This window comes from Treponema peruense, from assembly GCF_016117655.1.
In the GTDB taxonomy this organism is placed as follows: Bacteria; Spirochaetota; Spirochaetia; order Treponematales; family Treponemataceae; genus Treponema_D; species Treponema_D peruense.
This window is the reverse complement of sequence record NZ_CP064936.1, coordinates 1,539,561-1,563,642: the sequence shown is the minus strand read 5'-3', so window position 1 is coordinate 1,563,642 and position 24,082 is coordinate 1,539,561. Positions and strand designations below refer to the sequence as shown.

The following is a 24,082-nucleotide window of genomic DNA, read 5'->3' as shown; positions in this document are numbered from 1 at the left end:
CTGTTACTGTTGTGCAGACTCTGTTTTGTCTTCGGTTTTGACAACGGAACCATTGTCTGATTTGTTTTCTGACTTTGAACTGAAGTAGGCGAGTGCTGCTCCGCCAAGTAAACTGAGCAGGCAGGAAAGTGCAGTCGGTATAGAGTCAATATGTTTGAAGCCCGGGCATATTGTAACGGCAGAACCGACCAAAAGTCCCAGAATTACAGCGTATGTATGGTTAGGAATGTGCTTCAACAGAAGACTTATGAGTTTTGCACCGACTAGAAGTCCTGTAAGAACACCGATTCCGTTAGGAAGAAGAAGGGTCAGTGCATGGACGAATGTTTCTGCATGGAATAAAGCCGGAATGCTTGTAATTACAATAGTGTAAACGCCCATAATGAGCATGATGAGAGAACCTGAAATTCCCGGGATAATCATTGTTATTGCACCAAGAATTCCCGCAAAGAAAATCTTGAACCCCAGTTTTGCAGTAAAGACTGGCATAATGGCATTTTCTACTGCTGATCTGTCTACTTTTCCTTCAAAATATGAGAAAAGCATGAGAACTGCAAATCCTGCTACGGCGCAAAGAACAAGTGCTGCAACAAACAGGGGACCGGCTTTTTTCTGCTGGGAAATTTTTCTTGTATAGTTAAAAATAAGCGGAATACTTCCTATTATAAGTCCCATAAATGCATAGTTTGTCTGGACAGGAAAATTTTCGTATAAAATAGTAACAAACTTGCTGAATAGAAGTACGCCGAGTGCCATTCCGCCAAGAAGGGGAATAAGGAACTTTTTGTTTGCCCAGAGTTTTTTTACGTTGAGTGTAATGGCATTTACAAATTCGTCATAAATGTTGAATACAACGGCAATTGTTCCGCCTGAAACACCCGGAATAACATTTGCCATACCGATTATAATTCCTTTGAGAAAAAGAATAAAAAGTCTCATGATGACTCCTTTTGCTGATATTATATTTAAGTTAGAGTAATTTTTTTTTACAGTGGCTTAAGTATATATTTTATTCTTAATGTTTTCAACACGGAATAAAATGAATAAAGGCTGGAAAAACAGAAAAGCGGCTGGCGGCCCTGCTGAATATTGACTAAAAGTACGGTTGCTGGTAAGATATAAATCCCCTTGGAATCATGTATTTGATTCCCTAATTTGACCATAAGGAGAACATACAAATGAGAAAGTATGAACTTATGACTATCTATCCTCTCGAGGATGAGAAGTACAAGGCCGGACTGGACACACTTCGTGCTGACCTTGCAAAATTTGGCGTTGAAATCGAAAAGGAAGAGCCTTTCGGTGACCGCGATCTTACCTATGAAGTAAAAAAGCAGAAGCGTGGAAGATTCCTTCTTCTTACAATCAAGTCTAATCCCGCTAAGATTGCTGACTTGGACGCACAGTTCAAGTTTAACACAAACCTTCTCAAGTACCTTTTCGTACTCGTAGAAGAGAAGAAAGCGTAATTCTTGAATTAATTTCATAAAATCTGATTTTACCGGAGGAAAGAATGGCTGGTTCTGATATGAACATAGTTGCTTTGGTCGGACGTCTCACCCGTGATGCAGAGATTGCATATCTGGCGAGTGGTACTGCGGCCGTTACTTTAGCCGTTGCTGTTAACCGCAGCCGCCGTGAGGGTGATCAGTTTGTAAGCGAAGTCAATTATTTTGATTTGGTTTACTACGGAAAATCCGCAGAGGCTGTAAAACAGTATCTTACCAAAGGAAAGCAGATTGCTGTACAGGGATCCTTAAAGCAGGATCGCTGGGAAAAGGACGGACAGAAATTCAGCAAAGTACGCGTAATCGTAAATTCACTGGAATTGCTTGGAGGCAGGTCTGATAACGGAGGACAGCAGTCTTACGGCTCTCCTTCTGGGGGTTATCAGCCGCGTGCCGACTACGGTGCCGGTCGTTCTTCGGGCGCGGAAACAGGCGGTTTTGAACCACAGTCAGGTGCAGCCGTTGAGAATTCATTCGGCGGAGAGTCTACGGGCTTTCCCGAAGATATTCCGTTCTAATCCCTGATGCCGTACTGTTTTTGTGCGGTTTCAAAAACTCTATTTTAGGAGCAATAAAATGGCAGACGAAACAATTGAATCTGTAGATGTTAAAGAAGAAAATGCTGTTAGTCAGGAACAGCTTCAGGATTCCGGACGTGAAGATGAAGCACGTGGCGGACGCAATGGAAAGGGCAAGGCTTTCTTCCACAAGAAGGTATGCCGCTTCTGTGCAAACAAGGCAAAGATTGACTACAAGGACGCTGACGGACTTCGCCGCTTTACAACTGAGCGCGGTAAGATTCTTCCACGTCGCATTACCGGAACATGTTCAAAGCACCAGAAAGAACTTGCAGTTGCTATCAAGCGCGCACGTTCAATCTGTCTTCTTCCGTACGTAGCAGACTAAAACTGTTTTTTTGGCGCGATCCAACTCCTGGTGACGCGCTGGAAACTATACTTATTACAATCAATAGGAGCTTGTAAAATGAAAGTTATTCTTAATGAAGATGTAAAACACCTTGGTGAAATGGGTGATGTAAAGAATGTTGCAAACGGATACGCACGCAACTATCTTTTTCCTCGTGCATATGCTCTTCCTTACACAGATGAGACAGTAGCATACTTTGAGACAAGAAAGGCCGAAATTGAAGAGCGCAAGGCAAAGAAACGTGCAGACAGCGCTTCTCTTAAGGAAAAACTCGAAGCTCTCGAAGTTGTTATCACAATGCCTGCAGGAAACAACGGCAAGCTTTACGGTGCTGTTACTACACAGACTATTTCTGACTTCTATACAAAGAACGGTTTTGATATTGAGCGCAAGCGCATTTCTATTGCCGGTCTTACAATAAAGAACGTTGGAACATACACATTCAAGGTACACCTTTATGAGTCAACAGTTGCCGAAGTTAGCCTTGTTGTAAAGGCTCAGGGTGCTGACGAGACTAAGGCAGAAGCCAAAGCTGATGTTAAGGCAGAAGAGAGCGCCGCAGAGGAAGCTCCTGCTGCAGAAGCAAAGGCTGAGTAATTTTCTTACTGGCTGCCGGTTCTTTTTATAAATGAATATCGGTCAGCCGCACAGATAAGACCCGTTGGAGCGCATTTTCCGGCGGGTCTTTGTTTTTTGCAGGAGGAAATATGGAATTAAAGGATAAAATACCGCCGCACAACCTGGACGCAGAAATGGCAGTTTTGGGAGCTCTTTTGTTCAACTGGACTGCCGTCAATGATGTGGTTACTTTTCTTAGACCTGACAATTTCTACAGCCTGCAGAACCAGACAATCTACGAGTCAATGCTGCACCTGTTTTCTGCAGGAGTAAAGGGCGACCTTCTTACTCTTATTGACGATCTGACCAAAAGCGGCAAAATAGATGCTGCCGGCGGAATGGCATATGTTTCTTCACTTACCGACAAGGTTCCTACAAGTGCGAACGTAGATTATTATGCAAAAATTGTTCTTGACCAGTCTGTAAGAAGAAGCCTTATAAAGATTTCTTCTGAAATTAAGGCAGAAAGTTTTGACGAAACAAAAGAAAGCCGTATGGTTCTTGAAGAAGTTGAACAGAAGATTTTTAAACTTACTGATGTAAACCAGTCTTCGCGTGTTCTTCCGATGAGCGATATTATACCTGAAACCATTAAACTTATTGACACGCGCTACAAGAACAAGAATTCATTTTCGGGAATTCCGTCGGGATTTACAGATTTGGACAGCATGACCAGCGGTTTTCAGAACAGTGAAATGATTATTATAGGTGCGCGCCCTTCAATGGGAAAGACTGCACTTGCACTTTCGATGATTCAGAATATTGCAATTGAAAGAAAAATTCCGTGCGGTTTTTTTAGCCTTGAAATGTCACGCCTTCAGATTGGACAGCGTCTTCTTTCGCAGGTAGCAAGGGTTCAGGGTACAAAACTCAGAAACGGTATGCTCAAGATAGAAGACTTTAAAAAACTACAGGATGCGGGTGGTGAGTGCTATGATGCGCCGCTTTACATTGTAGATGTTCCCAACATGAAGCTTCTGGACCTTAGGGCAATGGCAAGGCGTATGCGTGTTAACCAAAAAGTTGAAATTATTTTTATTGACTATATTGGTCTTATTACAAGCGAAAATACTGATGCGCCGGTTTATGAACAGCAGTCTGCAATTTCGAAGTCTTTGAAGAGCCTTGCCCGCGAACTTGACATTCCGATTGTTGTACTTTGCCAGGTTGCCCGCACTGCAGAAGGAAATGAGCCAGGACTTGCCGAACTGCGCGGTTCGGGTTCTATTGAACAGGATGCGGACATGGTTATGTTTATTCATGGAGACAGAAACAAAAACAAGTCTTCAAATGAAGGCTATGATCCTGTTCAGGACAGAAAACTGATTGTGGCAAAACAACGTAACGGTCCTATTGGTGACGTTGACGTTCTGTTCCTTTCTTCGTATACAAAGTTTGAAAATAAATCCAAAGAAAGAGAATAAAAAAATCCCCTGAATGCGCTGTGTTCAGGGGACCTTTTTTATGACTTGTAAAAACTTCAATCACCCTTCATGCGGATGGTTGAAGCTTTTCTTATTTGGCTGCTGTTGTGTCGAGAATTGCGGTAAGGTCTTCTGTCTTAAGGAGTGTTATGTTTCCGGACTTTGAGGTTACGATGATTCCCTTTGGAGTTACGGTTATTGGTGTTTCGGGTGCTACAGAAACAGGGCTTTTGAGCTGAAGGTTAAGTGACTTGTCATACTTTCCTACAACCCAGTTTGAGCCATTCTGGATTATGCAGTAGTAACTGTCGCCACTGTTTACAAGAACAGAATCTTCGGCGACTGTTTCTGTACTTTCTTTCTGGATTTCCATCTTGTAGGCGTCCAGAAGACAAAGTTTTACGGCTCCGTTGTTTGTGTTTTCACCGCAAATTGCCATATAGAAAAGATTTGCATCTATTGAAGCGGCGCCTTCTGTGGCCTGTGACAATGCAGCGTCTGCTTTTTGAACTACAGGGTCAGATACAGGATACATTGTTCTTGCGCGTATTACGGTAACAGGGGACTCTCTTATGATGTCTCCGTTTGCAGCGTCTACTTTTACCATTGTACTGAGTTTATTGGCGCTGTCTGTTATCTTAAGGCCTATTACAGTGTTTGTGTTTGTGGCTTCTGCAATTGTGTTCTGTATAATTTCCTGCTGGTCTTTTGCAATTGCGGTGCGTTCAGTCTGGGCTTCTGTCTGCTTTTTGTCTGCAACCTGCTGATGTGCCTGGGCTTCTTGTGCCGCTTCATTTGCAGTCTGCTGCTGTTCTTCTGTTTTTGCAGCTTCTTCCTGTGCTGTCTCTGCAGCCTGCTGTGCTTCCTGTGCGGCCTGTTCTGCGGCCTGCTGTTTTTCTTCATTCTGCGGGTCGGCTTTTGCTTCTTCCTGTGCCTTTACGGCTTCTTCCTGCTTTTGTTCAGCCTTTTTTTCTGCTTCTTTCTGAACCTGCTTCTGTTCTTCTAGCTTTTTGTTTTCCTGTGCTGACTTTTTTGCTGCTTCCTGTGCTTTTTCTGTGGCTTTTTCGGCTTCGCGCTCTTTTATGTCTACCATATTCTTGCGCTCGTCTACACCCTTGTCGTCCTGTTCCTGCATGGATTCAACTACTTTTTTGTCGCTTATGACAGAAGTATCTACTGCAGAAATGTCGCTTGAAAGGTCTCCGAGCGGAATTACAATCTGGGAGTTTCCGGGCCATTCATTCCATTTGGTTGAAAGTCCGCATGTTGCCGGGTCAAGATTTTTTGTAACGATTTCCTTGTATTTTGAAGTGAAATTGTCCATTTTTGAGCGGTAGACGGCGTTGTAAACCGTAACAAATGTTGCTACCGTAGATGCATCCTGTTTGTTGTAGCCGTATGCGGCCGAAAGATATGATGCAATTATTCTGCGTAGGTTACGTATGTGGTCTACAGTTGCATTTTTGTTTATAAGAATAATGTCTGCGTCGAGTTTTCCCTGTGATGAAGGGTCAATTGCGTGGATTACAGTGTATTTTTCACCCTGTCCGAATGTGGCGGCTCCCTGTGAAGATGCAACCTGTCTTCCAAGGCCCGTTCCGATTGCACTGATTGTTTCTGCGGACTCTATTACAGAGTGTGGGCCCGTGTAGTTCTGGAATACGATTGTGTCGGCACCACCGGTACTTTTAAGTTCGTTTTCATTGACTTCTATGGCGGCTGCTCCGAATACCGCAAGCATACTGACCAAGGCAGCAGCAATTAATTGTCTTTTCATAAATCCTCCGCAAATTACTGGCATATTCTATGATTATATCACCTAAAGGGTGCAAATGGAAGTGGCATTTTATTTACAGCGGTATTTTTTGAAAAAGATGTCCTGTCAGGAAACGTAGATGAAAATTCCGGTTATGATAAGAGCCATGGAAAGCAGCTGTTTTTTTGAAATGCGCTCTTTGAAAACAAGGCGACCAAGAAGCATTACAAAAATGTAACTGGAAGTTTCTATTACCGGAACAAATGAAACCGGAACAAACCTTAGCGCCACAAGGTCAATGCATACTGCCCCGAAGAACATGATGTATGCCGTAATTACAAGCGGGTTAAGGTATTCAAAAATGCGGGACTTATAGGATTTGAGTGCAGACTTTTTTAGGAGAATCTGCGACAGTGCCGAAACAAAAACCGAGAGCAAAAGCAGAAGTGTATATTTAGCACTAGTCATTGGGAACGTCCTTTGAAGTGGAAAGAAGGATTATTCCGCCCAGAATTACAAGTGCACCGAGTATTTTTTTTTGCGTAATTGTTTCGTTAAAAAAAAGTGCACTCCAGAGCATTCCCCAGACAATTGTTGCGGCTTTGTTTGCAGTTGCGACAGAAAGTTTAATGTGTTTCAAAACCTGCTGCCAGATAACGGCATAAATAAAAAGGATCAGAATAAGCGCGACATAAAAAACGCACCACCTGAACGAAAGAAAGTTGTACTGCGCCGCCAGCTTTCCCAGCACGGTGTAAAAACTGTAGATGAGAAATCCGGCATGCATGAAAATAAAGGCGAGCGGTTTTTGGTTCATTTTATTGTTTTTGCGTCTATAAAGTCTTCAAAGACCGGAGAGTGCAGTTCTTTTTGTACAAGAGCTTTGTCCTGGTATTCGTAAACTGTATAGTATTTGTCGCTGTAGACTTTTGTTCCAATTTGAATTGAATTGAGTTTAGGATCGCTGTCAATTTCTTTTTGGCTTAGAATTATAAATGTTTTTTGTCCGGCCTTGTAATCTGGTGCGTAATAGCGTGAAGTTGTAAGCCACGGGTCGTCTTCGTAGCGGATGTTGCACATTTCTATTTTGCCGTCGGTCAGCTGTGTAAAAACATTTGCGTTCCAGAAAGTTCCGTAGCCAAGGGTATAGCCCTGTTTGTCAAGAAATTGTGTAACGGCTGCTTTGTCTGTGTTTTCGTCTTTACTTAAAACTTTTTCATATGTAATGAAAGAATTTGACAGAGTAACTGAAAAAAGTATTACAGCCATTAAATATTTTTTTACAGAGAAAATCTGTCCTTCTTCAATAAAAATAGCCATGCATGGAATAAAAAGAGGCATTGTTATTGCAAGATATCTGGCGTAGTAGTCACTATTTATAAATACAAAGCAATTAAATATTTCAGCAACAAGTGAAAATGTTACAAAAAAATATCGTGGAGAAATGGTTTCTTTTTTGGCTGAAATTTTTATGTAATCTATTGTACATAGAATAAAAAATGCAAGTCCTATGTATAAAAGAATGTTATTAATTCCTGCAGGGGTAAATACAGAAACCATATTTGTATAGCCAAAACTTGCTAATATATCTCCAAACCAAGTTGAAAATGGAATATCTCCAAATGAATTAAATGTTATTGTGTTGTATTGTGAAAATGAATATATCTTTTGAAGAATAATATTATTTGCTAGGTATCCAAATGCGGCAAGAATAAGACTTATCCAACTATAAAATAAAGTTTTGTCTTTGATAAAAAATTTTTTGAAATCAAAAGACTCATTATTTTTAATTAGTTTAACAGTTCTAAATGCAGTTGCAGTAAGTGTAATTGGAAATATGAACTGAATTATATATCTTATACTTGTAAGTCCAAATATAAATGAAAGCATGAAAAAAAGTACTTGAAAAACCTTTGTCTTTCTTTTTGAGTTATCATTGAATGCAAGTGAAATAAACAGACCTGCATCTATAAAGCCCCAGACAACATGAGGAATATAGTAACTTCCGAACTGAAAGTATTTCCAAAGTAAGACTGAAAATGGTGAAAATACAACAATACATGAAGCGAATTTTAACCAGTTTTCTTTTATTTTAAGTTGATTCAGGAGAAAAAGAAGTGAAATAGGTGAAAGAAGAGATATTAATACTGCTGAAAGAGCTTTTACAAAATTTAAACTAGATGTAAATGCAAAAATCGGAGCCGCAATAATTTGAGTGCTTAGCATTCGTATTTCTGTTGAATAAATCCATGTTGTGGGCCAAAAACTTTTCTTTAGCCAGCATTCTTTTGCAAGAAGAATATCTGAAGCCATATCAGAATCCGTGTAACAATTTACTCTTACAAATGAACAATATGAAACAGATAAAATTGCTAAACCAAATAAAACAGAACATAAAATAATTTTTGTTTTATTTGAAAATTTAACAAAAAATATAGAATCAAATAAAACTACAAAAAATATAGGAAATGCAATTAAAGATAAAATTGTATCTGCCCATTTTTCAATTTTAAATTCTCTATGAAATACATAATTTTCAAGAACTTCTTGAATTCCGTATAATAAATTTCCAGAAAAAAGAACTAATCCAGTGCCTATTGCAAGACCTACAATTGATAAAACTAATAAAATTTTATCTGTTTTTTTTGAAAAAGTGTTCATTTTGATTTCCTTAAGTCTTATTGTTTTATATCTGTATTGTATTCATTTTTTACTGTATATTGGGGTGTTCCATTTTGGTCAAGGTAATTTTTTCCTATGTATTCGCCAATGAAACCCAATATAAGACTTTGTAGACCTCCGAAGAATAAAATAAGCGTTGCTAAAGAAGTCCATCCAACTGAAATCTGGGGATTAAGAATTTTGTCTATTACAAAATAGATTCCAAGTATCAGTGATGCTATCATTGTAAAAAAGCCAAGTCCCATAATAAGGCGCATAGGTTTTATTGAAAAATTGACGAACATGCTTAGCCAAAGGTGAACAAGCCTTCCCAGAGTATAATTTGACTTCCCGTTTTCACGCGATTTATGTTCAACGAATACTGAACTAAAATTTCTTGTTACTCGAAGAATAAGACCGTCTATATAGGGGAACGGACCTTTATACTTTATGATTTCGTTTATAACAGGGCGGGAGATAAGTTTAAAACTGCACAAATACAAATTTTTGGGTTTTTCCAAAAGCCAAGTTGCAAAAATATCGTTTATCTTGCTTCCAAAATTTCGGAATATATTGTGCTTTTTTTTGTGGTATTTTGCAAAAACAACATCATAACCTTTTTGTGCTTCATCAACGAGTTTTAAAATCTCCAGCGGTGGATTTTGTAGATCGTCATCAATTATTGCGGCATAATCACCTGTACAATAATTTAAAGCGCACATAACAGCATTGTGTTCGCCTGAATTTTTTCTTAAGTCAATAAACTTTACAAAATTATATTTTTTTGCAAGTTCAATACAGACCTGTGCACTGTTATCTTTTGGACTACAGTCATTAACAAGAACAATTTCTATGTCATGATTTTTATAGTCCTTGATAATTTCTTCGACTAATGTTCCTACTGTGTCTGCTCCGTTATAAACCGGAATACAAATTGAAAGCTTCATATTAAAACCTGTTCATTACTTCTATAATATATTTGACATCATCTTCTGAACTTCCAAATGAACATGGGAGACTTAAAATTGTGTTGTGAATTTCTTCTGCAATTGGTGTTGGATTCTGAATGTCCAGAATACCTTTCATGGCTTCCTGTTTGTTTGGGGCAAGAGGGTAGTGAATGTCAGTTTTAATTCCGTTATCAAGAAGGTATTTTTTTAGTTCATCCCGCTTTTTTGTCCGGACTGTAAAAAGATGATAGACATCAAAATAATCAGGATTAACCACTGGTAAAATAAATTTTGTTTTATCCAGTCCTTGTAAATACAAAGATGCGAGTTTACGTTTTTTTTGAGTGATTTCTTCCATATGGCGAAGCTTGATTCTTAAAAAAGATGCCTGCAGTTCATCAAGACGTGAATTCATTCCAAGGTATTTGTTATGGTACTTTTCGTGGGAACCATAATTTCTGATGGCACGAGCTTTATCTGCTATTTCTTTATTTGATGTCCAGATAAGTCCTGCATCCCCCAATGCGCCCAGGTTTTTTGTAGGATAAAAACTGAATGCACCAGCATCTCCAAAAGTTCCTGTTGTCTGTCCTTTGAATTTTGCTCCATGACTTTGTGCACAGTCTTCAACTAGTTTTAGATTATTTTCTTTGCAGAATGTACAAATTTCCTGCATATTGCAAGCTTTTCCATAAAGATGAACAACAAGCACAGCTTTTGTATTCGGAGTAATTTTATTTTTTAGTTCAGATGGGGAAATATTATAAGTAGATAATTCTGGTTCAACTAAAATTGGATTAAGACCTGCTTTGATAATTGCAAGAATAGAAGCTATATATGTGTTTGACGGAACAAGTACATCACTTCCTTTAGGCAAATTAAGACATTCCAAAGATATAATCAAAGCATCAAGACCAGAAGCTACACCTATACAATATCCATCTTCCCGGTTTAGATACTTTGCAAATTCCTTTTCAAAATCAGAAACTTCTGTTCCTAAAACATACCAGCCTTTTTCAAGAAATCGTGAAAAGGCTTTTTTAAATTCATCTTCAAAAGGTTTGTTTACAAGTGAAAGTTTTTCGTAATCAACAGTTCTGTTCATGTTCTCTCTCTTTTTTATTGATTGCTGTAAGGTTTATCTATGTAATCAGATGCATCATAATATTCAGAAGCAAGAACAAGCAAGACTGCATCTTTAGAAAAATTATCCATTGTGTGCCAATCTTCAGGTTCAACAATAAGACATTTATTTGGATTATCAAGAATAACTTCTGATTTTACAGAACCGTTGTTTAAATTAATTCGACATGAACCAGCCACACATATAAGAGCCTGAATATTTGTTTTATGTCTGTGACCGCCTCTGATATCATTAGAATTTACATTATAGATATAATAAATTCTGTTTACTTTAAAAGACAGAACTTTTTCAATAATTGTAAGACTTCCTCTATCATCTGAAACTGTCGGTAAGGTTATAATTTGTGACATAATGATATATTTTACCTTTTTTGGGGTTATTGTTCAATATAGGGTAAATGCAGTATTATTTTTTTTGTGAATTATTAAAATTTATTGACAGTGTATATAAACTACTTTATATTGTATATAAAGAGGTTTTAATATGGCACAAACAAGTGTTAATATTCGTATGGATACCGCTACAAAGAAAAGCGCTGAAGAGTTGTTTGCCCAATTGGGAATGAATATGACAACAGCATTCAATATTTTTGTTCGCCAGTCATTGCGTGTTGGAGGAATTCCTTTTAATATAACAACCAAAACTGGTGAAGGATTTTACAATCCGTACAATCAGCGTCTTTTGCGGGAAGCGAAGGAAAGAATGGATAAAGGTTTTGGCAAAGTCCACGAAATAATTGAAGATGACTAAAGTTTGGGATGATTCTGCCTGGGATGATTATGTTTACTGGCAGGGACAGGATAGAAACACACTTAAAAAAATAAATTCTCTTCTAAAAGATATAGAATCAAACGGTCCGAATAAAGGAATCGGCAAACCTGAACCATTGAAACATGAATTGTCTGGTTATTATTCGCGTAGAATTGATGAAGAAAACAGATTGGTTTACACTGTAGAAAATGATATGCTTAAAATAATTCAATGCAGAACTCATTATGAATATTAAAAATCTGATCCTTCGCTACAAGGAAATTCTGGTTTATTTGATCTTTGTTTTTTTTGACGACGCTTGTAAATCTTGTTTCTTACTGGTGTGTGCGTTTTTTTTATGGACGTTACTAAGCTGTGGCGGAATAGAAATTCATTGGGACGATTTGGATGAAGATATTTTTATTCTAGCAACAAAGTGTTCAAACTGTTGTCTGATATCTATATAGAATAATTTAATTAAGGGTTTTTTATGAAAGTTAAGAGTTTGGGATTTAAGATTTTTCTTGCAGCGGCAATGGTTTTGTTTGGAATTTGTTCTCTGCCTTGTTTTGGAAATTTTGCAGTATCTGTTGCAGAAAAGTATTTGGGAAGAACACTGCGTGATGCTCCGCGCTGGATGGAAGTTGTTATGCATTGTTCATTTATTGGAATTTTTGCTGTGCTTATAACAGCTTTTCTTTCATTTGTTTCACTTGGAAAAAAAATAGCCGGATATATAAAAAACGAATACGGTCTGTTCCATAAAGAATTAAAAATGAGCAGGGCAATTTTTGTTTCTGCAGTTGTTTTTGTTTTTTACCTGCTGTGTTTTTCCCGTATAATTTTAGCAGACTTTTTTTACCATGACGATATCTGGAGAGCTGCTGAAGGAAGCCGTTCGTGGATTGGACTTGGAAGATATGTTTCTGAATTTCTTTCAATCCTTATTCACAACAATATTGAGATTCAGGATATAGCCCCGTTACCGCAAATTATTTCTGTTTTTATAATGTCATTCACCACTGTACTTCTGACATATATTCTTAACGGAAAAAAAATTGATTTTATTCCGGCTCTGGCTCTGACTCCGGTTTTTATTTCACCTTTCTTTGCGCAGAATTTTTCCTACAGATACGATTGTGTTTATATGGTAATTGCCGTTCTGCTTCCTGTTATTCCTTTTTTGTTCAGGGATAATATTCCGGCGTTTGTTTTTTCTTCAATTGTGTTTTTGATTCTTGACTGCATGTCGTACCAGGCAGGAACTTCTGTTTACATAATTCTGGCAATTTTCTTTGTTGCTTCAAAAATTCTTTCGGATGAAGTTTCTGAAGATTTATCAGCCACTCCCAAGAAAAAAAAGAAACTTGCGGTTTTTCTTGCTGCGAGCGTTGTTTCTTTTGCGTCAGCCCTTGTTTTGTATAAAATACTTTTTGTAAACAGCAAAAGTTTTGATCCGAACTTTTATGCCGACGCACAGATTTCTGTAACTTCCATTATTCCGAATGTGGCAGATTATATTGAATTATGTGCAAAAGATTTTGGCGGTTTTTTTACAAAATTTTCTTTTGCTGTAGTTTCGGTTCTGGCTATAATTCTTTGTGTTAAGAATTCAAAATGCAATAAATTATTTGCATCTGTTGTTGCAGTTGCTGCATATATTTTGGGACTGGTACTTTCTTTTGGTTCTTACCTGGTCTTTAAGCAGCCACTTTATGAACCAAGAGCTTTTATGGGATTCAACTGTTTTGTTGCAGTTGTGTGTTTTGTACTTGTAAAACAGGTTTTATTTTTTGAAAAAAAATCACGTCTTATCAAATGTATTTTTGTTCCTGTTTTGTTGTACGGATGCATGGTGTTTCTGTTTACATTGGGAAACTGTATGAGTGTTCAGAAAAAATACCAGTCATTCAGAATGTCGGTTTTAATGTCTGACCTTGATGATTTTATTGTTTCTGACAAAGATTTTGATTTGACTTTCTCTGGAACAATCGGAATGTGCAATGGAAATGAAATTGCTGTTAAAAATTATCCGGTTATCAGAAAACTTGTTACGGTTCTGCCCAGCGCAAATTCAATTTGGAATGATGACCTTATGAAGTTCCATAATATAGAAATAGAAGAAAATAGTTCTGCTGTAAAACCTGAATGGCCGCTTTTGCGTTCAACGGTGTATCATGATATTTACGCGCAGGGCAATCATTTTCATGTAGTGTTGAAAGAGGAATTTTAATGAACAGTTGCAAACTTTCGGTTGTTGTACCGTGTTTTAATGAACAGGAAGCAGTGCCTATTTTCTATAATGAAGTTAAAAAAATACTTGTAACATTGAAGGCTGAATACGAAATTATTTTTATTGATGACGGTTCTTCTGATAAAACTTTGGAAGAGGTTAAAGAACTTTCTGAAAAAGATAAAGGTGTTCATTATGTAAGTTTTTCGCGAAACTTTGGAAAAGAAGCTGCAATGTATGCCGGTCTTAAAAAAGCAGCCGGAGATTATGTAGTGATTATGGATGTGGATTTACAGGACCCTCCGTCGCTGATTCCCGAAATGCTGTCTGCTGTGTGTTCCGGTGAATTTGACAGTGCAGCAACAAGACGGACAAACCGTAAGGGTGAGCCTCCTGTAAGGTCAATGTTTGCACGTCTGTTTTACAAACTGATGAGATATTTTTCTGACATTGATATTGTTGACGGGGCACGTGATTTTAGAATGATGTCCAGAACAATGGTCGATGCTGTTTTGAGTGTTTCAGAAAGAGGAAGATTTTCTAAGGGAATTTTTGCCTGGGTTGGTTTTAGAACAAAGTATTTTGAATACAAAAATGTTGAACGGAGTGCAGGTAAAACAAAGTGGAATTTCAGAAAACTTTTTTTGTATTCGCTCGATGGAATTGTTGCATTTTCTACAAAGCCGCTTGTTCTTGCAAGTATAACCGGAATTTTATTTTTGTTCCTGTCATTTTTATTTATAATTTTTATAATTGTACGCAAAGTTTTGTTTGGAGATCCTACTGCAGGCTGGCCATCCCTTGTATGCATAATTCTTTTTGTTAGCGGTATTCAGCTATTTTGTACAGGAATTCTGGGACAATATCTTGCTAAAGTTTATCTTGAAACCAAGCAGAGACCTTTGTATATTGCAAAAGATGAAAAATGAATATTAAAAATCTGATTATCCGCTACAAAGAAATTCTGCTTTATTTGATCTCTGGTTTTTTGACGACGCTTGTAAATCTTGTTTCTTACTGGTGTGCGCGCTTTTTTATGGACGTTACACCTGCCACTGCTGTTGCCTGGATTCTTTCTGTTTTGTTCGCTTATTTTACAAACAAGATTTTTGTCTTTAAGTCAAGGAATGAGACCGTACTTGCTTTGATAAAAGAATTCTGTCTTTTTATTTTTGCACGTCTTGCAAGCGGAGTCGTTGATGTTCTTGGAATGACGCTTTTGATAAGTGACTCTTCTGCAAAAGTATTTGAGCTTGTTGTAAAGATTTGCATTAATATTTTTGTCGTTGTCGTAAACTATATTCTTAGCAAATTTCTTATCTTTAAGAAAAAGAAAGAAACCGCAGGTTAAAAGTATATTCGCTTTTTTTGTGCTTGATTAATTGGTTTTATTCTAAACTATTTAATAATTCCATAAACTTCCTGGTAATATTTGACCATTGTCTGTCTTTTAAGTCAAAATTATATGCTTTAGATTTTATTTCAATTGATTTTCTGCATTCTTCTATAAAATCTTTGTAAGTATAAGTTACGGGAATTCCTTCATCTTTTAATTTTGGTGTATCGCAATACGCGACAATCGGTTTACCGGCTGCCATGGCCTGGTAATATTTTGCGGTTATTCCCAAAGGCCTGTTTTTATAAAAATCTGTAACATAAGGCACGATAACAACTGAACAATTAGTTATCCATGCAGGAACCTCTTGCGGTTTTATTCCGGGAACATAAAATAAATTTGAATAATTTTTAATATTTTGGACAATTGATTCTTCCGGATAATTCGGACACACAATAATAAAATTAAAATCAGGAAGAGTTTTTGCAGATTCAAATAAAAGATTCCATTCAACTTCCCATGCGCCGACATATAAAAATGTATTTGGTCTTTGCAAAAGTTCCGGTATCGGATATTTTTTCTGATAGCTTTCTATGTCAACGCCATTTGAAAGTAAAGTGTATTTTACAGTTTTTTCAAAATCAGGAATTTTTCTTTTGTATAAATTCAATCCTTCCTGATTTACAATTATATTTAAATCAGCATTTAAAATCATGTATTTTTCATTTTTGTAATAGCGGATTAAACATCCGTCAAACATCAAGGGATCGCTTGGTCTGTAAACAAATTTTGCATTAGGAAATAATTTTTTAAGTTTTTTAAGGAAAATCATTCCGTCACAGCTTTCAAATACAAAAACGTCTGTATTGCTGAAATTTTCAAGAGCAAATTTCTTAAAAGATTTAATGGAAAATCGTTCAAAAGCATTCATTGCGGAATCAGACAAAAATTTATTAAAAAAATTCGGTAATTTGAATGTTGAAAAAGTTACATTTTTTAAAGTTGCTTTTTCGTAGTTGTAAACAATTCCTTTTTGAAGTTGTTTGATTGTTTTTTTATTGTAAAGCTCCTGATGCTGAAAATAAGAATAATAGGGTCGGGGAAAGCTGAAAAAAACTACATCAATTCCCTGATTTACTGCTTCTTCTGCAAATTTATGAAATCCGCCCAAACGGTTTGATTTCCAATTGTGTCCTGTTAAAAAAGTAATTTTTTTCATATTAGTCTCTTTTTATTATTTTAATCTTTTTTTCGAAATAAATCTATAATAAAATTTGTACTGATTTTTTTGGTTGTTAAAAGGCTTATCAATTCTCATTCTATACAAACTCAAAAAAAGAGTATAAAATACATATATGCAAGAAATAAGAAAAATGCCGATTGGCGTGCAAGATTTTGAAAAACTCATTTTGGGCGGATATGTTTATGTTGATAAAACAAAATTCGTTTATCAGTTGGCTCAAGGAAACTGCTATTTTTTGTCCCGCCCGCGCAGATTTGGAAAAAGTCTTTTGCTTTCTACGCTCAAACAATATTTTTTAGGCAACAAAGATGTTTTTAAAGGTCTTGCAATTGAAAAACTTGAAAACGAAAATCCGACTTCATTTGATAAAGTTGCATGGGCAAAGCATCCTGTAATTTATATTGATTTGAATTCTGAAAAATATGATAGTCTAGACTCATTAAAAAAGGCTTTAAATCGTTCGTTAGAACCTCTTGAAAATGAATATAATCTAAAACCCGGAAATGAAACTTTATCAGGAAGATTTATAAAAATAATTCAAGCTGCAAATAACAAAACAGGTCGGCAGGCTGTAGTTCTTGTTGACGAATACGACAAACCGCTTTTACAGACAATCGACAAACCTGAACTTTTTGACGATTATCGCGCAACACTCAAAGCTTTTTACGGCGTTTTAAAAAGTGAAGATGCAAATTTAAGATTTTCAATGCTCACAGGTGTTACAAAATTCAGTCAGGTTTCTGTCTGGAGCGATTTGAATAATTTAAATGACATAACAATGGATAACAGATACTGTGGAATCTGCGGAATAACTGAAAAAGAATTAAAAGAAAAATTTGCTGAAGAAATAAAAGTCCTTGCAGAAAAAAATGATTTATCAGAAAATGAATGTTTTTTAACATTAAAACAAAAATATGATGGTTATCATTTTTCAAAAAAAGCAGAAGAAGTTTACAATCCGTTCAGCCTTCTGAATACTTTTGATAAACTGGAATTCAATGATTACTGGTTCCAGACAGGTACCCCGACTTTTTTGGTACAGGAAATAAAGCGCAACAATTACGATTTACGCAAATTAATTGACGGCGTTGATGTAGATTCTCAGAGGCTTACGGAATACAGTGTCGGCGGAAATAATCCGATTCCAATTCTTGTGCAGTCCGGATATTTGTCAATCAAAGGTTATGACAGTCGGTTTGATACTTATCATTTGGAATTGCCGAATGAAGAAGTTAAATACGGATTTTTAAATTTTTTGTCGCCTGATTTTATTGGTATTAAAAGTTTTTCTTTTGATTCTGATTTTGATATAAGAAAATTTGTTAAAGATATCGAATCTTGTAATGTTGATGCATTTATGACGCGGCTTCAGTCAATTATTGCAAGTTTACCTTATCCGACAGACGCTAAAAATCAAACTGTCGAAATGCTTGAATACAATTTCCAGGTTGCGGTTTATTTAACATTTACGCTTATGGGACAATTTACTCAGTGCGAAGTCCATTCAATAAAGGGACGTGCAGACGCAATTGTAGAAACTCAAGATGCAATTTATATTTTTGAATTCAAAACTAATGACTCTGCAGAAAACGCACTTGCTCAAATTGATGAACTTTGCTATGCAGAAAAATACAATTCCAGCAATAAAAAAATTGTAAAAATCGGCGCGGAATTTAATACTCAAGAAAGAAAACTTGTTGAATGGATGAGGAAATAAAGATATTTCATTCTATACAAATTCAAAAAAAGAGTATAAAATACGTATATGCAAGAAATAAGAAAAATGCCGATTGGCGTGCAAGATTTTGAAGATCTCAGAAGAAACAAATATGTTTATGTTGATAAAACTAATTATGTTTACCGCCTTGCGCAAATGGGTAAAGTTTATTTTTTGTCCCGCCCGCGCAGATTTGGAAAAAGTCTTTTGCTTTCAACTTTAAAACAATATTTTTTGGGCAATAAAGACATTTTTAAGGGGCTTGCAATAGAAAAACTCGAAGAAGAGAATCCGACATCTTTTGATAAAGTTGCATGGGCAAAGCATCCTGTAATTTATATTGATTTGAACAGCCAGAAATATGAAGACAAAGATTCGTTAAAAAGAATTTTGGATTTTCAGTTATCAGCTTATGAAAAAAAATATTCAACAGAAAAACCCGGAATAGATTTTGGCGTTCGTTTTGCAAATCTTATTCGTGATGCTTATAACAAAACAGGTCGGCAGGCTGTAGTTCTTGTTGACGAATACGACAAACCGCTTTTACAGACAATCGATAAGCTCGAACTTTTTGATGATTACCGCGCAACATTAAAAGCGTTTTACGGTGTTTTAAAAAGTGAAGATGCATGTTTAAGATTTTCAATGCTCACAGGTGTTACAAAATTCAGTCAGGTTTCTGTTTGGAGCGATTTGAATAATCTTCGTGACATAACATTATCAGAAGAATTTTCAGGAATTTGCGGAATTACAGAAAAAGAATTAAAAACAAATTTTGAAATCGAGATTCAGGCACTTGCCGAACATAATAATTTGACTTATGAACAATGTTTTTTTAAATTAAAAGAAAATTACGACGGCTATCATTTTAGTGAACGCTCACCGGAAATTTATAATCCTTTCAGTGTCTTAAATGTTTTTGCAGACAAAGCTTTTCGTAATTACTGGTTCCAGACAGGTACCCCGACTTTTTTGGTAGAAGAAATAAAGCGCAATAATTTTGATTTAAGAAAATTGATTGACGGCGTTGATGTAGATTCTCAGAGGCTTACAGAATACAGTGTCGGCGGAAATAATCCGATTCCAATTCTTGTGCAGTCCGGTTATTTGACAATCAAAGAATATAAACCACGATTTGAAAAATATCATCTTGAACTTCCCAATGAAGAAGTAAAGTATGGTTTTTTGAATTTTTTGTCGCCTGATTTTTTAGGAAAGAAAAATTCAGACTCTGACTTTGATGTTGAAAAATTTGTTAAAGATATTGAATCCTGTGATGTAGATGCATTTATGACGCGGCTTCAGTCAATTATTGCAAGTTTGCCTTATCCGACTGACGCAAAGAATCAGACTGTCGAAATGCTTGAATACAATTTCCAGGTTGCGGTTTATTTAACATTTACGCTTATGGGACAGTTTACTCAGTGCGAAGTTCATTCAATAAAGGGACGCGCAGATGCAGTTGTAGAAACTCAAGATACAGTTTATATTTTTGAATTCAAAACTAATGACTCTGCAGAAAACGCACTTGCTCAAATTGATGAACTTTGTTATGCAGAAAAATACAATTCCAGCAATAAAAAAATTGTAAAAATTGGTGCGGAATTTAATACTCAAGAAAGAAAACTTGTTGAATGGGTGAGGAAATAAAGATATTTCATTCTATACAAATTAAAAAAAATCGTATAAAATAAAACTATGCAAGAAATAAGAAAAATGCCGATTGGCGTGCAAGATTTTGAAGATCTCAGAAGGAACAAATATGTTTATGTTGATAAAACTGAATATGTTTACCGCCTTGCTCAAATGGGGAAAGTTTATTTTTTATCCCGCCCGCGTAGATTCGGAAAAAGTCTTCTGCTTTCAACTTTAAAACAATATTTTTTGGGCAATAAAGATATTTTTAAAGGTCTTGCAATTGAAAAACTTGAAAACGAAAATCCGACTTCATTTGATAAAGTTGCATGGGTAAAGCATCCTGTAATTTATATTGATTTGAACAGCCAGAAATATGAAGACAAAGATTCGTTAAAAAGAATTTTGGATTTTCAGTTATCAGCTTATGAAAAAAAATATTCAACAGAAAAACCCGGAATAGATTTTGGCGTTCGTTTTGCAAATCTTATTCGTGATGCTTATAACAAAACTGGTCGGCAGGCTGTAGTTCTTGTTGACGAATATGATAAACCTCTTTTGCAGACGATTGATAAACCGGAGCTTTTTGACGATTATCGTGCGACGCTAAAAGCTTTTTACGGCGTTTTAAAAAGTGAAGATGCAAGCCTGCGTTTTTCAATGCTGACTGGTGTTACAAAATTTAGTCAGGTTTCTGTCTGGAGCGATTTGAATAATCTGCAGGATATAACAATGGATCCTTTTTATTCTTCTGTCTGTGGAATTTCAGAAGAGGAACTTCATGCTAATTTAAATGCAGAAGTAGAAAATCTTGCGGCTACAAATAAAATTTCTGTTGACGAATGTTATTCTTTTCTTAAAGCAAAATATGACGGTTACCATTTTTGTGAAGATACAGAAGGAATTTACAATCCGTTCAGTTTGTTGAATACTTTACAGTCAACAAAAATGCGTGATTACTGGTTCCAGACTGGTACTCCGACTTTTTTGGTACAGGAAATCAAGCGTAACAATTACGATTTACGAAAATTAATTGACGGCGTTGATGTAGATTCTCAGCGGCTTACAGAATACAGCGTTGGCGGAACAAACCCGATTCCGATTCTTGTGCAGTCCGGTTATTTGACAATAAAAGGTTACGATAAAGAATTTGATACCTATCATTTAGAATTGCCGAATGAAGAAGTTAAATATGGGTTTTTGAATTTTCTTTCGCCGGATTTTATTGGTACTAAAAGTTTTTCTTTTGATTCTGATTTTGATGTACGCAAATTTGTAAAAGATATTCGTTCTGCAAATGTTGATGCATTTATGACGCGGCTTCAGTCAATTATTGCAAGTTTGCCATATCCGACTGACGCAAAAAATCAGACTCTAGAAATGCTGAAATATAATTTCCAGGTTGCGGTTTATCTGACATTTACGCTTATGGGACAGTTTACCCAATGCGAAGTTCATTCAATAAAGGGAAGGGCTGACTCTGTGGTAGAAACTCAGGATGCAGTTTATATTTTTGAATTCAAAACCAATGATTCTGCAGAGAATGCCCTTGCTCAAATTGACGAACTTGGTTATGCAGATAAGTACAGTACATGCGGTAAACGCATTGTAAAAATCGGTGCGGAATTTAATTCCGAAGAAAGAAAACTTGTTAAATGGGTGAGGAACTAATTATAGATTGAAGCCGGCCAAATTGTAGCAATGGGGTATTTTAAGGTCGTGTAAATTTACATTTTATTCCAAAGATTGAATTTGTTCCAGACGGCCGCTAGCTGAATATCATTTTTATTTTTGTCCACATTTGATGCGTTTAGCCTTCCATTTTGGTTTTGCATAAAAATATCCAAATCTATATAAGGCTCTTTATTTAATTGAACACACACACTTTGAACGCTATTTTTTAATGACATAGCTTTAAACCAAATGTCGTCAGCTAGTGGACAAATTTCTTGAAAAGTTTTTTCGTCAAATACTTCGGCATCAAAACAATGAGGAGGGTAGAGTGTTCCTCCACAGCCAACAGGAAATACAAGATTTGACTCTTCCTTAATATATTCTTTTGGAAAAGTTTTATAAGGCATAAAAGAATTTTTTGATTTTATTTTCATTCTTCTGGCAACTCTGCAAAAAATTTTATTTTGATCTTTACAATAGTTTTTGTAAAGTGATTCTATTGCATCGAAAGGGTATATACAATCATCATCAAATGTTATTATTGGATTATCCGGGAATTCTTTTAAGGTTGGTATAAGTTTTTTATAACTACGGATATCTTTTGTTTTTTTTATTTCAAGACCTCTTTGTTCCTGTAATTTTAAAACTGCCGGGATATCAGTATCTTCTGTTTTATCACTTATCCATAAAACAATCTTTTTTGGTTTTACAGTCTGTTCCAGTAAGCTTTCTATTACAATATATACGTCATTTATGTACTTTCCATAAGTTGTAAGACTTACAATAAGCGGAGAGTTTTCATCAACACCGCTGTCTGTCCTTGTTAATGCGTTATTGATTAAATTTTGCTTTATTATATTGTATTCAATTGTCTTATTAAGAAGATTACGGAATTGCATTTTAATTTTGGATATTGGGTTTTTCATTTGTCCTCGTTGTTTAATGAATTAATAAAAGAATTCATTTGTATTGTGTAGTTTTCTTTTGAAAATATTTTACTTCTTTTTATGGAATTAGCTGAAAGTAATTTTGCCTCTTGGGGATGAGAAAAAATATATTCAGTATTTGAAACAAGCTCTTGCGTTGTGTCCCATTTGAACCCGCATTCATCAGTTACAATTTCTTTTTGTCCTGCTTTATTTATTACAACAGGAATACAGCCTGCACTCATTGCTTCTACTGTAGTTATTCCGAAATGTTCCATATTATACGGATTTGATTCTTTATAACCTTTTGCGTGCCAGAAAACAACGGAAGTTTTATATAATTCTTCTATTTGGTTTCGATCAGGTTCAAAAATGAAATTTACTTTTGGGTTAAGTTTTGTTAAATAATCCTTATATTCTGGGGCTTCATTTTTTATTGAACCGGCAATTGTAAGTGTGCAATTTTGGGATAGAAATTCTGACTTGGTATACGCCTGTATAAGTTCTTCAATTTTTTTTGATTTTTCAATTCTCGAAGAAATAAAAATGCTATAAGGTATTTTATTATATTTTCCTTCAACAATTGTTACTGGTGGATATAGTACTTTAATTTTTGATTCTGGAATCTGCCATTTTTCTTTTAACCAATATGCTGTAAAATTTGAGTTGGGAATAAAGTAGGAATAAGAATTTTTAAAATTATTATCTGTAATTTTTGCTATGGGTTTTAAAAGTTTAAATTTTTGATAGGCCGGGAATGATTCTTTTTTATCCATTGGAAAATGAATAATTGCAATGTTTGTTTTTGCTTTTCCGGTTAGTAGGCCTCTGGAACAATAAAAGAATATGTCATATTTTTTTGTAATTTTTTGAAGTTTTTTTTCAAAAAGGAAATAATCCAGACGACTTTTCTTATCCGTTGAAAGTATATATTCTATATAAAAATTTGAAGAACTTATTTTTGTTCCATAAGCATTATTGGTCCGATCTGCCAATTCCTTTACTGTAAGTTTTTTTGTATTTTTGAAGTGTTCTGTTATAACAGTTATTTTAAATTGAGAATTTATATTTTGAAGTGCCTCAATTAAATTGGCGGTGTAAGATTCTGTTCCGCCAAATTTGTAAATAAAGTTGGCAATGTAAAGACATATGCTTTCGTTCATAATTCATTATTTTATATACAATTTTACTAAATTTCAAGATAAAAAAGTTTATTTATACGCAGACTGGTTTATTCTTAACACATCAGGCGAGAGCTGCTGAAATGTGTTGGATTTTTCAGCGGCTTTCTTAACCAAGGTCGCTGGCCCCTCTGCAAGAGGCTATCCCAGCGGATAGTTAAGACTTCATGGTAATCCAACAACCATGAAGTCTTTTTTTATTCCCAGGGTTAAGGAGGGGAAAATGACAAAATACCAATACTACATGAACAAGAGCGACAAAGAGACACAAATCGCTATCGAGTTCGCAAAAAAAGGCGAGCAAGCTCTCGCACAATTCCACAAAAACGCAAGCAACGGATTCAAAGAAAAGGCACGCAATCTAACGATTGAGGAAGGGGAAAAAGAGATTTAAATCCC

The 24,082-nt window shown here is 35.7% G+C and carries 25 protein-coding genes; 14 read left to right on the top strand and 11 right to left on the bottom strand.

Going from position 1 to position 24,082, the window contains the following annotated elements:
• Positions 1 to 3: 3 nt before the first annotated feature.
• Complete coding sequence (locus tag IWA51_RS07310) at positions 4 to 939, bottom strand: DUF368 domain-containing protein (RefSeq protein ID WP_198441950.1); 936 nt, start codon at positions 937 to 939, stop codon at positions 4 to 6.
• A 239-nt stretch (positions 940 to 1,178) separates the two neighbouring features.
• Here IWA51_RS07310 and rpsF point away from each other — a divergent pair, with 239 nt between their 5' ends.
• The 5 genes from rpsF to dnaB all read left to right on the top strand — a co-directional run bounded on the left by rpsF (position 1,179) and on the right by dnaB (position 4,477).
• Positions 1,179 to 1,469, top strand: a complete 291-nt coding sequence (gene rpsF, locus IWA51_RS07305; RefSeq protein ID WP_177528296.1) for a 30S ribosomal protein S6 — start codon at positions 1,179 to 1,181, stop codon at positions 1,467 to 1,469.
• Positions 1,470 to 1,513: 44 nt separating this feature from the next.
• Positions 1,514 to 2,026, top strand: coding sequence for a single-stranded DNA-binding protein (gene ssb / locus IWA51_RS07300; RefSeq protein WP_198441949.1), 513 nt, complete (start codon positions 1,514 to 1,516; stop codon positions 2,024 to 2,026).
• 58 nt (positions 2,027 to 2,084) lie between these two features.
• Positions 2,085 to 2,414, top strand: coding sequence for a 30S ribosomal protein S18 (rpsR, locus tag IWA51_RS07295; protein ID WP_177528298.1), 330 nt, complete (start codon positions 2,085 to 2,087; stop codon positions 2,412 to 2,414).
• 78 nt (positions 2,415 to 2,492) lie between these two features.
• Positions 2,493 to 3,032, top strand: coding sequence for a 50S ribosomal protein L9 (gene rplI / locus IWA51_RS07290; RefSeq protein ID WP_177528299.1), 540 nt, complete (start codon positions 2,493 to 2,495; stop codon positions 3,030 to 3,032).
• Positions 3,033 to 3,142: 110 nt separating this feature from the next.
• A complete protein-coding gene (gene dnaB, locus IWA51_RS07285; protein WP_177528300.1) occupies positions 3,143 to 4,477 on the top strand; it encodes a replicative DNA helicase in 1,335 nt (444 codons plus the stop codon).
• Between the two features lie 91 nt (positions 4,478 to 4,568).
• Here dnaB and IWA51_RS07280 read toward each other — a convergent pair whose 3' ends face one another.
• The 7 genes from IWA51_RS07280 to IWA51_RS07250 all read right to left on the bottom strand — a co-directional run bounded on the left by IWA51_RS07280 (position 4,569) and on the right by IWA51_RS07250 (position 11,338).
• Positions 4,569 to 6,254 (bottom strand): P83/100 family protein, encoded by a 1,686-nt coding sequence (locus IWA51_RS07280; protein ID WP_198441948.1) that lies wholly within the window; start codon positions 6,252 to 6,254, stop codon positions 4,569 to 4,571.
• A 105-nt stretch (positions 6,255 to 6,359) separates the two neighbouring features.
• Complete coding sequence (locus IWA51_RS07275) at positions 6,360 to 6,701, bottom strand: EamA family transporter (protein WP_198441947.1); 342 nt, start codon at positions 6,699 to 6,701, stop codon at positions 6,360 to 6,362.
• Positions 6,694 to 7,050, bottom strand: coding sequence for an EamA family transporter (locus tag IWA51_RS07270; RefSeq protein ID WP_177528303.1), 357 nt, complete (start codon positions 7,048 to 7,050; stop codon positions 6,694 to 6,696). Before IWA51_RS07270 ends, IWA51_RS07275 begins: the two co-directional genes overlap by 8 nt.
• Positions 7,047 to 8,894, bottom strand: coding sequence for a hypothetical protein (locus IWA51_RS07265; RefSeq protein ID WP_198441946.1), 1,848 nt, complete (start codon positions 8,892 to 8,894; stop codon positions 7,047 to 7,049). The genes IWA51_RS07270 and IWA51_RS07265 overlap by 4 nt, the downstream gene beginning before the upstream one ends.
• Positions 8,895 to 8,911: 17 nt before the next feature.
• The gene (locus IWA51_RS07260) at positions 8,912 to 9,841 is read right to left on the bottom strand and encodes a glycosyltransferase family 2 protein (protein ID WP_177528305.1); all 930 of its coding nucleotides are present in this window, start codon (positions 9,839 to 9,841) and stop codon (positions 8,912 to 8,914) included.
• A 1-nt stretch (position 9,842) separates the two neighbouring features.
• Entirely contained in the window at positions 9,843 to 10,949 is a 1,107-nt protein-coding gene (locus tag IWA51_RS07255) for a DegT/DnrJ/EryC1/StrS family aminotransferase (protein ID WP_198441945.1), read from the bottom strand.
• Positions 10,950 to 10,963: 14 nt separating this feature from the next.
• Positions 10,964 to 11,338 (bottom strand): sugar 3,4-ketoisomerase, encoded by a 375-nt coding sequence (locus IWA51_RS07250; RefSeq protein ID WP_177528307.1) that lies wholly within the window; start codon positions 11,336 to 11,338, stop codon positions 10,964 to 10,966.
• Positions 11,339 to 11,471: 133 nt separating this feature from the next.
• Here IWA51_RS07250 and IWA51_RS07245 point away from each other — a divergent pair, with 133 nt between their 5' ends.
• The 5 genes from IWA51_RS07245 to IWA51_RS07225 all read left to right on the top strand — a co-directional run bounded on the left by IWA51_RS07245 (position 11,472) and on the right by IWA51_RS07225 (position 15,322).
• Positions 11,472 to 11,738: a type II toxin-antitoxin system RelB/DinJ family antitoxin gene (locus tag IWA51_RS07245; protein WP_177528308.1), complete on the top strand. Its 267-nt coding sequence runs from the start codon at positions 11,472 to 11,474 to the stop codon at positions 11,736 to 11,738.
• Positions 11,731 to 11,994: a Txe/YoeB family addiction module toxin gene (locus tag IWA51_RS07240; RefSeq protein WP_198441944.1), complete on the top strand. Its 264-nt coding sequence runs from the start codon at positions 11,731 to 11,733 to the stop codon at positions 11,992 to 11,994. Before IWA51_RS07245 ends, IWA51_RS07240 begins: the two co-directional genes overlap by 8 nt.
• A gap of 234 nt (positions 11,995 to 12,228) precedes the next feature.
• Positions 12,229 to 13,971 carry a glucosyltransferase domain-containing protein gene (locus IWA51_RS07235; protein ID WP_198441943.1) on the top strand — a complete coding sequence of 581 codons (1,743 nt, stop codon included), beginning with the start codon at positions 12,229 to 12,231 and terminating at the stop codon, positions 13,969 to 13,971.
• Positions 13,971 to 14,900 carry a glycosyltransferase family 2 protein gene (locus IWA51_RS07230; RefSeq protein WP_198441942.1) on the top strand — a complete coding sequence of 310 codons (930 nt, stop codon included), beginning with the start codon at positions 13,971 to 13,973 and terminating at the stop codon, positions 14,898 to 14,900. Before IWA51_RS07235 ends, IWA51_RS07230 begins: the two co-directional genes overlap by 1 nt.
• Positions 14,897 to 15,322: a GtrA family protein gene (locus tag IWA51_RS07225; protein WP_177528312.1), complete on the top strand. Its 426-nt coding sequence runs from the start codon at positions 14,897 to 14,899 to the stop codon at positions 15,320 to 15,322. Before IWA51_RS07230 ends, IWA51_RS07225 begins: the two co-directional genes overlap by 4 nt.
• Positions 15,323 to 15,359: 37 nt before the next feature.
• Here IWA51_RS07225 and IWA51_RS07220 read toward each other — a convergent pair whose 3' ends face one another.
• Entirely contained in the window at positions 15,360 to 16,526 is a 1,167-nt protein-coding gene (locus IWA51_RS07220; RefSeq protein ID WP_198441941.1) for a GumK N-terminal domain-containing glycosyltransferase, read from the bottom strand.
• A 136-nt stretch (positions 16,527 to 16,662) separates the two neighbouring features.
• Here IWA51_RS07220 and IWA51_RS07215 point away from each other — a divergent pair, with 136 nt between their 5' ends.
• Genes IWA51_RS07215 through IWA51_RS07205 form a run of 3 tightly spaced genes read left to right on the top strand, consistent with a single transcriptional unit; the run spans position 16,663 to position 21,573 of the window.
• On the top strand, positions 16,663 to 18,267 hold the full coding sequence (locus IWA51_RS07215; RefSeq protein WP_198441940.1) for an ATP-binding protein: 1,605 nt from the start codon (positions 16,663 to 16,665) through the stop codon (positions 18,265 to 18,267).
• Positions 18,268 to 18,315: 48 nt separating this feature from the next.
• Positions 18,316 to 19,917: an ATP-binding protein gene (locus tag IWA51_RS07210; RefSeq protein WP_198441939.1), complete on the top strand. Its 1,602-nt coding sequence runs from the start codon at positions 18,316 to 18,318 to the stop codon at positions 19,915 to 19,917.
• A 48-nt stretch (positions 19,918 to 19,965) separates the two neighbouring features.
• Positions 19,966 to 21,573 (top strand): ATP-binding protein, encoded by a 1,608-nt coding sequence (locus tag IWA51_RS07205; RefSeq protein ID WP_198441938.1) that lies wholly within the window; start codon positions 19,966 to 19,968, stop codon positions 21,571 to 21,573.
• A gap of 56 nt (positions 21,574 to 21,629) precedes the next feature.
• Here the strand turns inward: IWA51_RS07205 and IWA51_RS07200 are convergent, their stop codons facing one another.
• Both IWA51_RS07200 and IWA51_RS07195 read right to left on the bottom strand, forming a co-directional pair.
• Positions 21,630 to 22,502 carry a glycosyltransferase family protein gene (locus tag IWA51_RS07200; RefSeq protein ID WP_198441937.1) on the bottom strand — a complete coding sequence of 291 codons (873 nt, stop codon included), beginning with the start codon at positions 22,500 to 22,502 and terminating at the stop codon, positions 21,630 to 21,632.
• Positions 22,499 to 23,665, bottom strand: coding sequence for a glycosyltransferase family 4 protein (locus IWA51_RS07195; protein ID WP_198441936.1), 1,167 nt, complete (start codon positions 23,663 to 23,665; stop codon positions 22,499 to 22,501). Before IWA51_RS07195 ends, IWA51_RS07200 begins: the two co-directional genes overlap by 4 nt.
• Before the next feature lie 241 nt (positions 23,666 to 23,906).
• Between IWA51_RS07195 and IWA51_RS07190 the strand changes: the two genes are divergently transcribed.
• Entirely contained in the window at positions 23,907 to 24,077 is a 171-nt protein-coding gene (locus IWA51_RS07190; RefSeq protein ID WP_198441935.1) for a hypothetical protein, read from the top strand.
• The last annotated feature ends 5 nt before the right edge of the window (positions 24,078 to 24,082 follow it).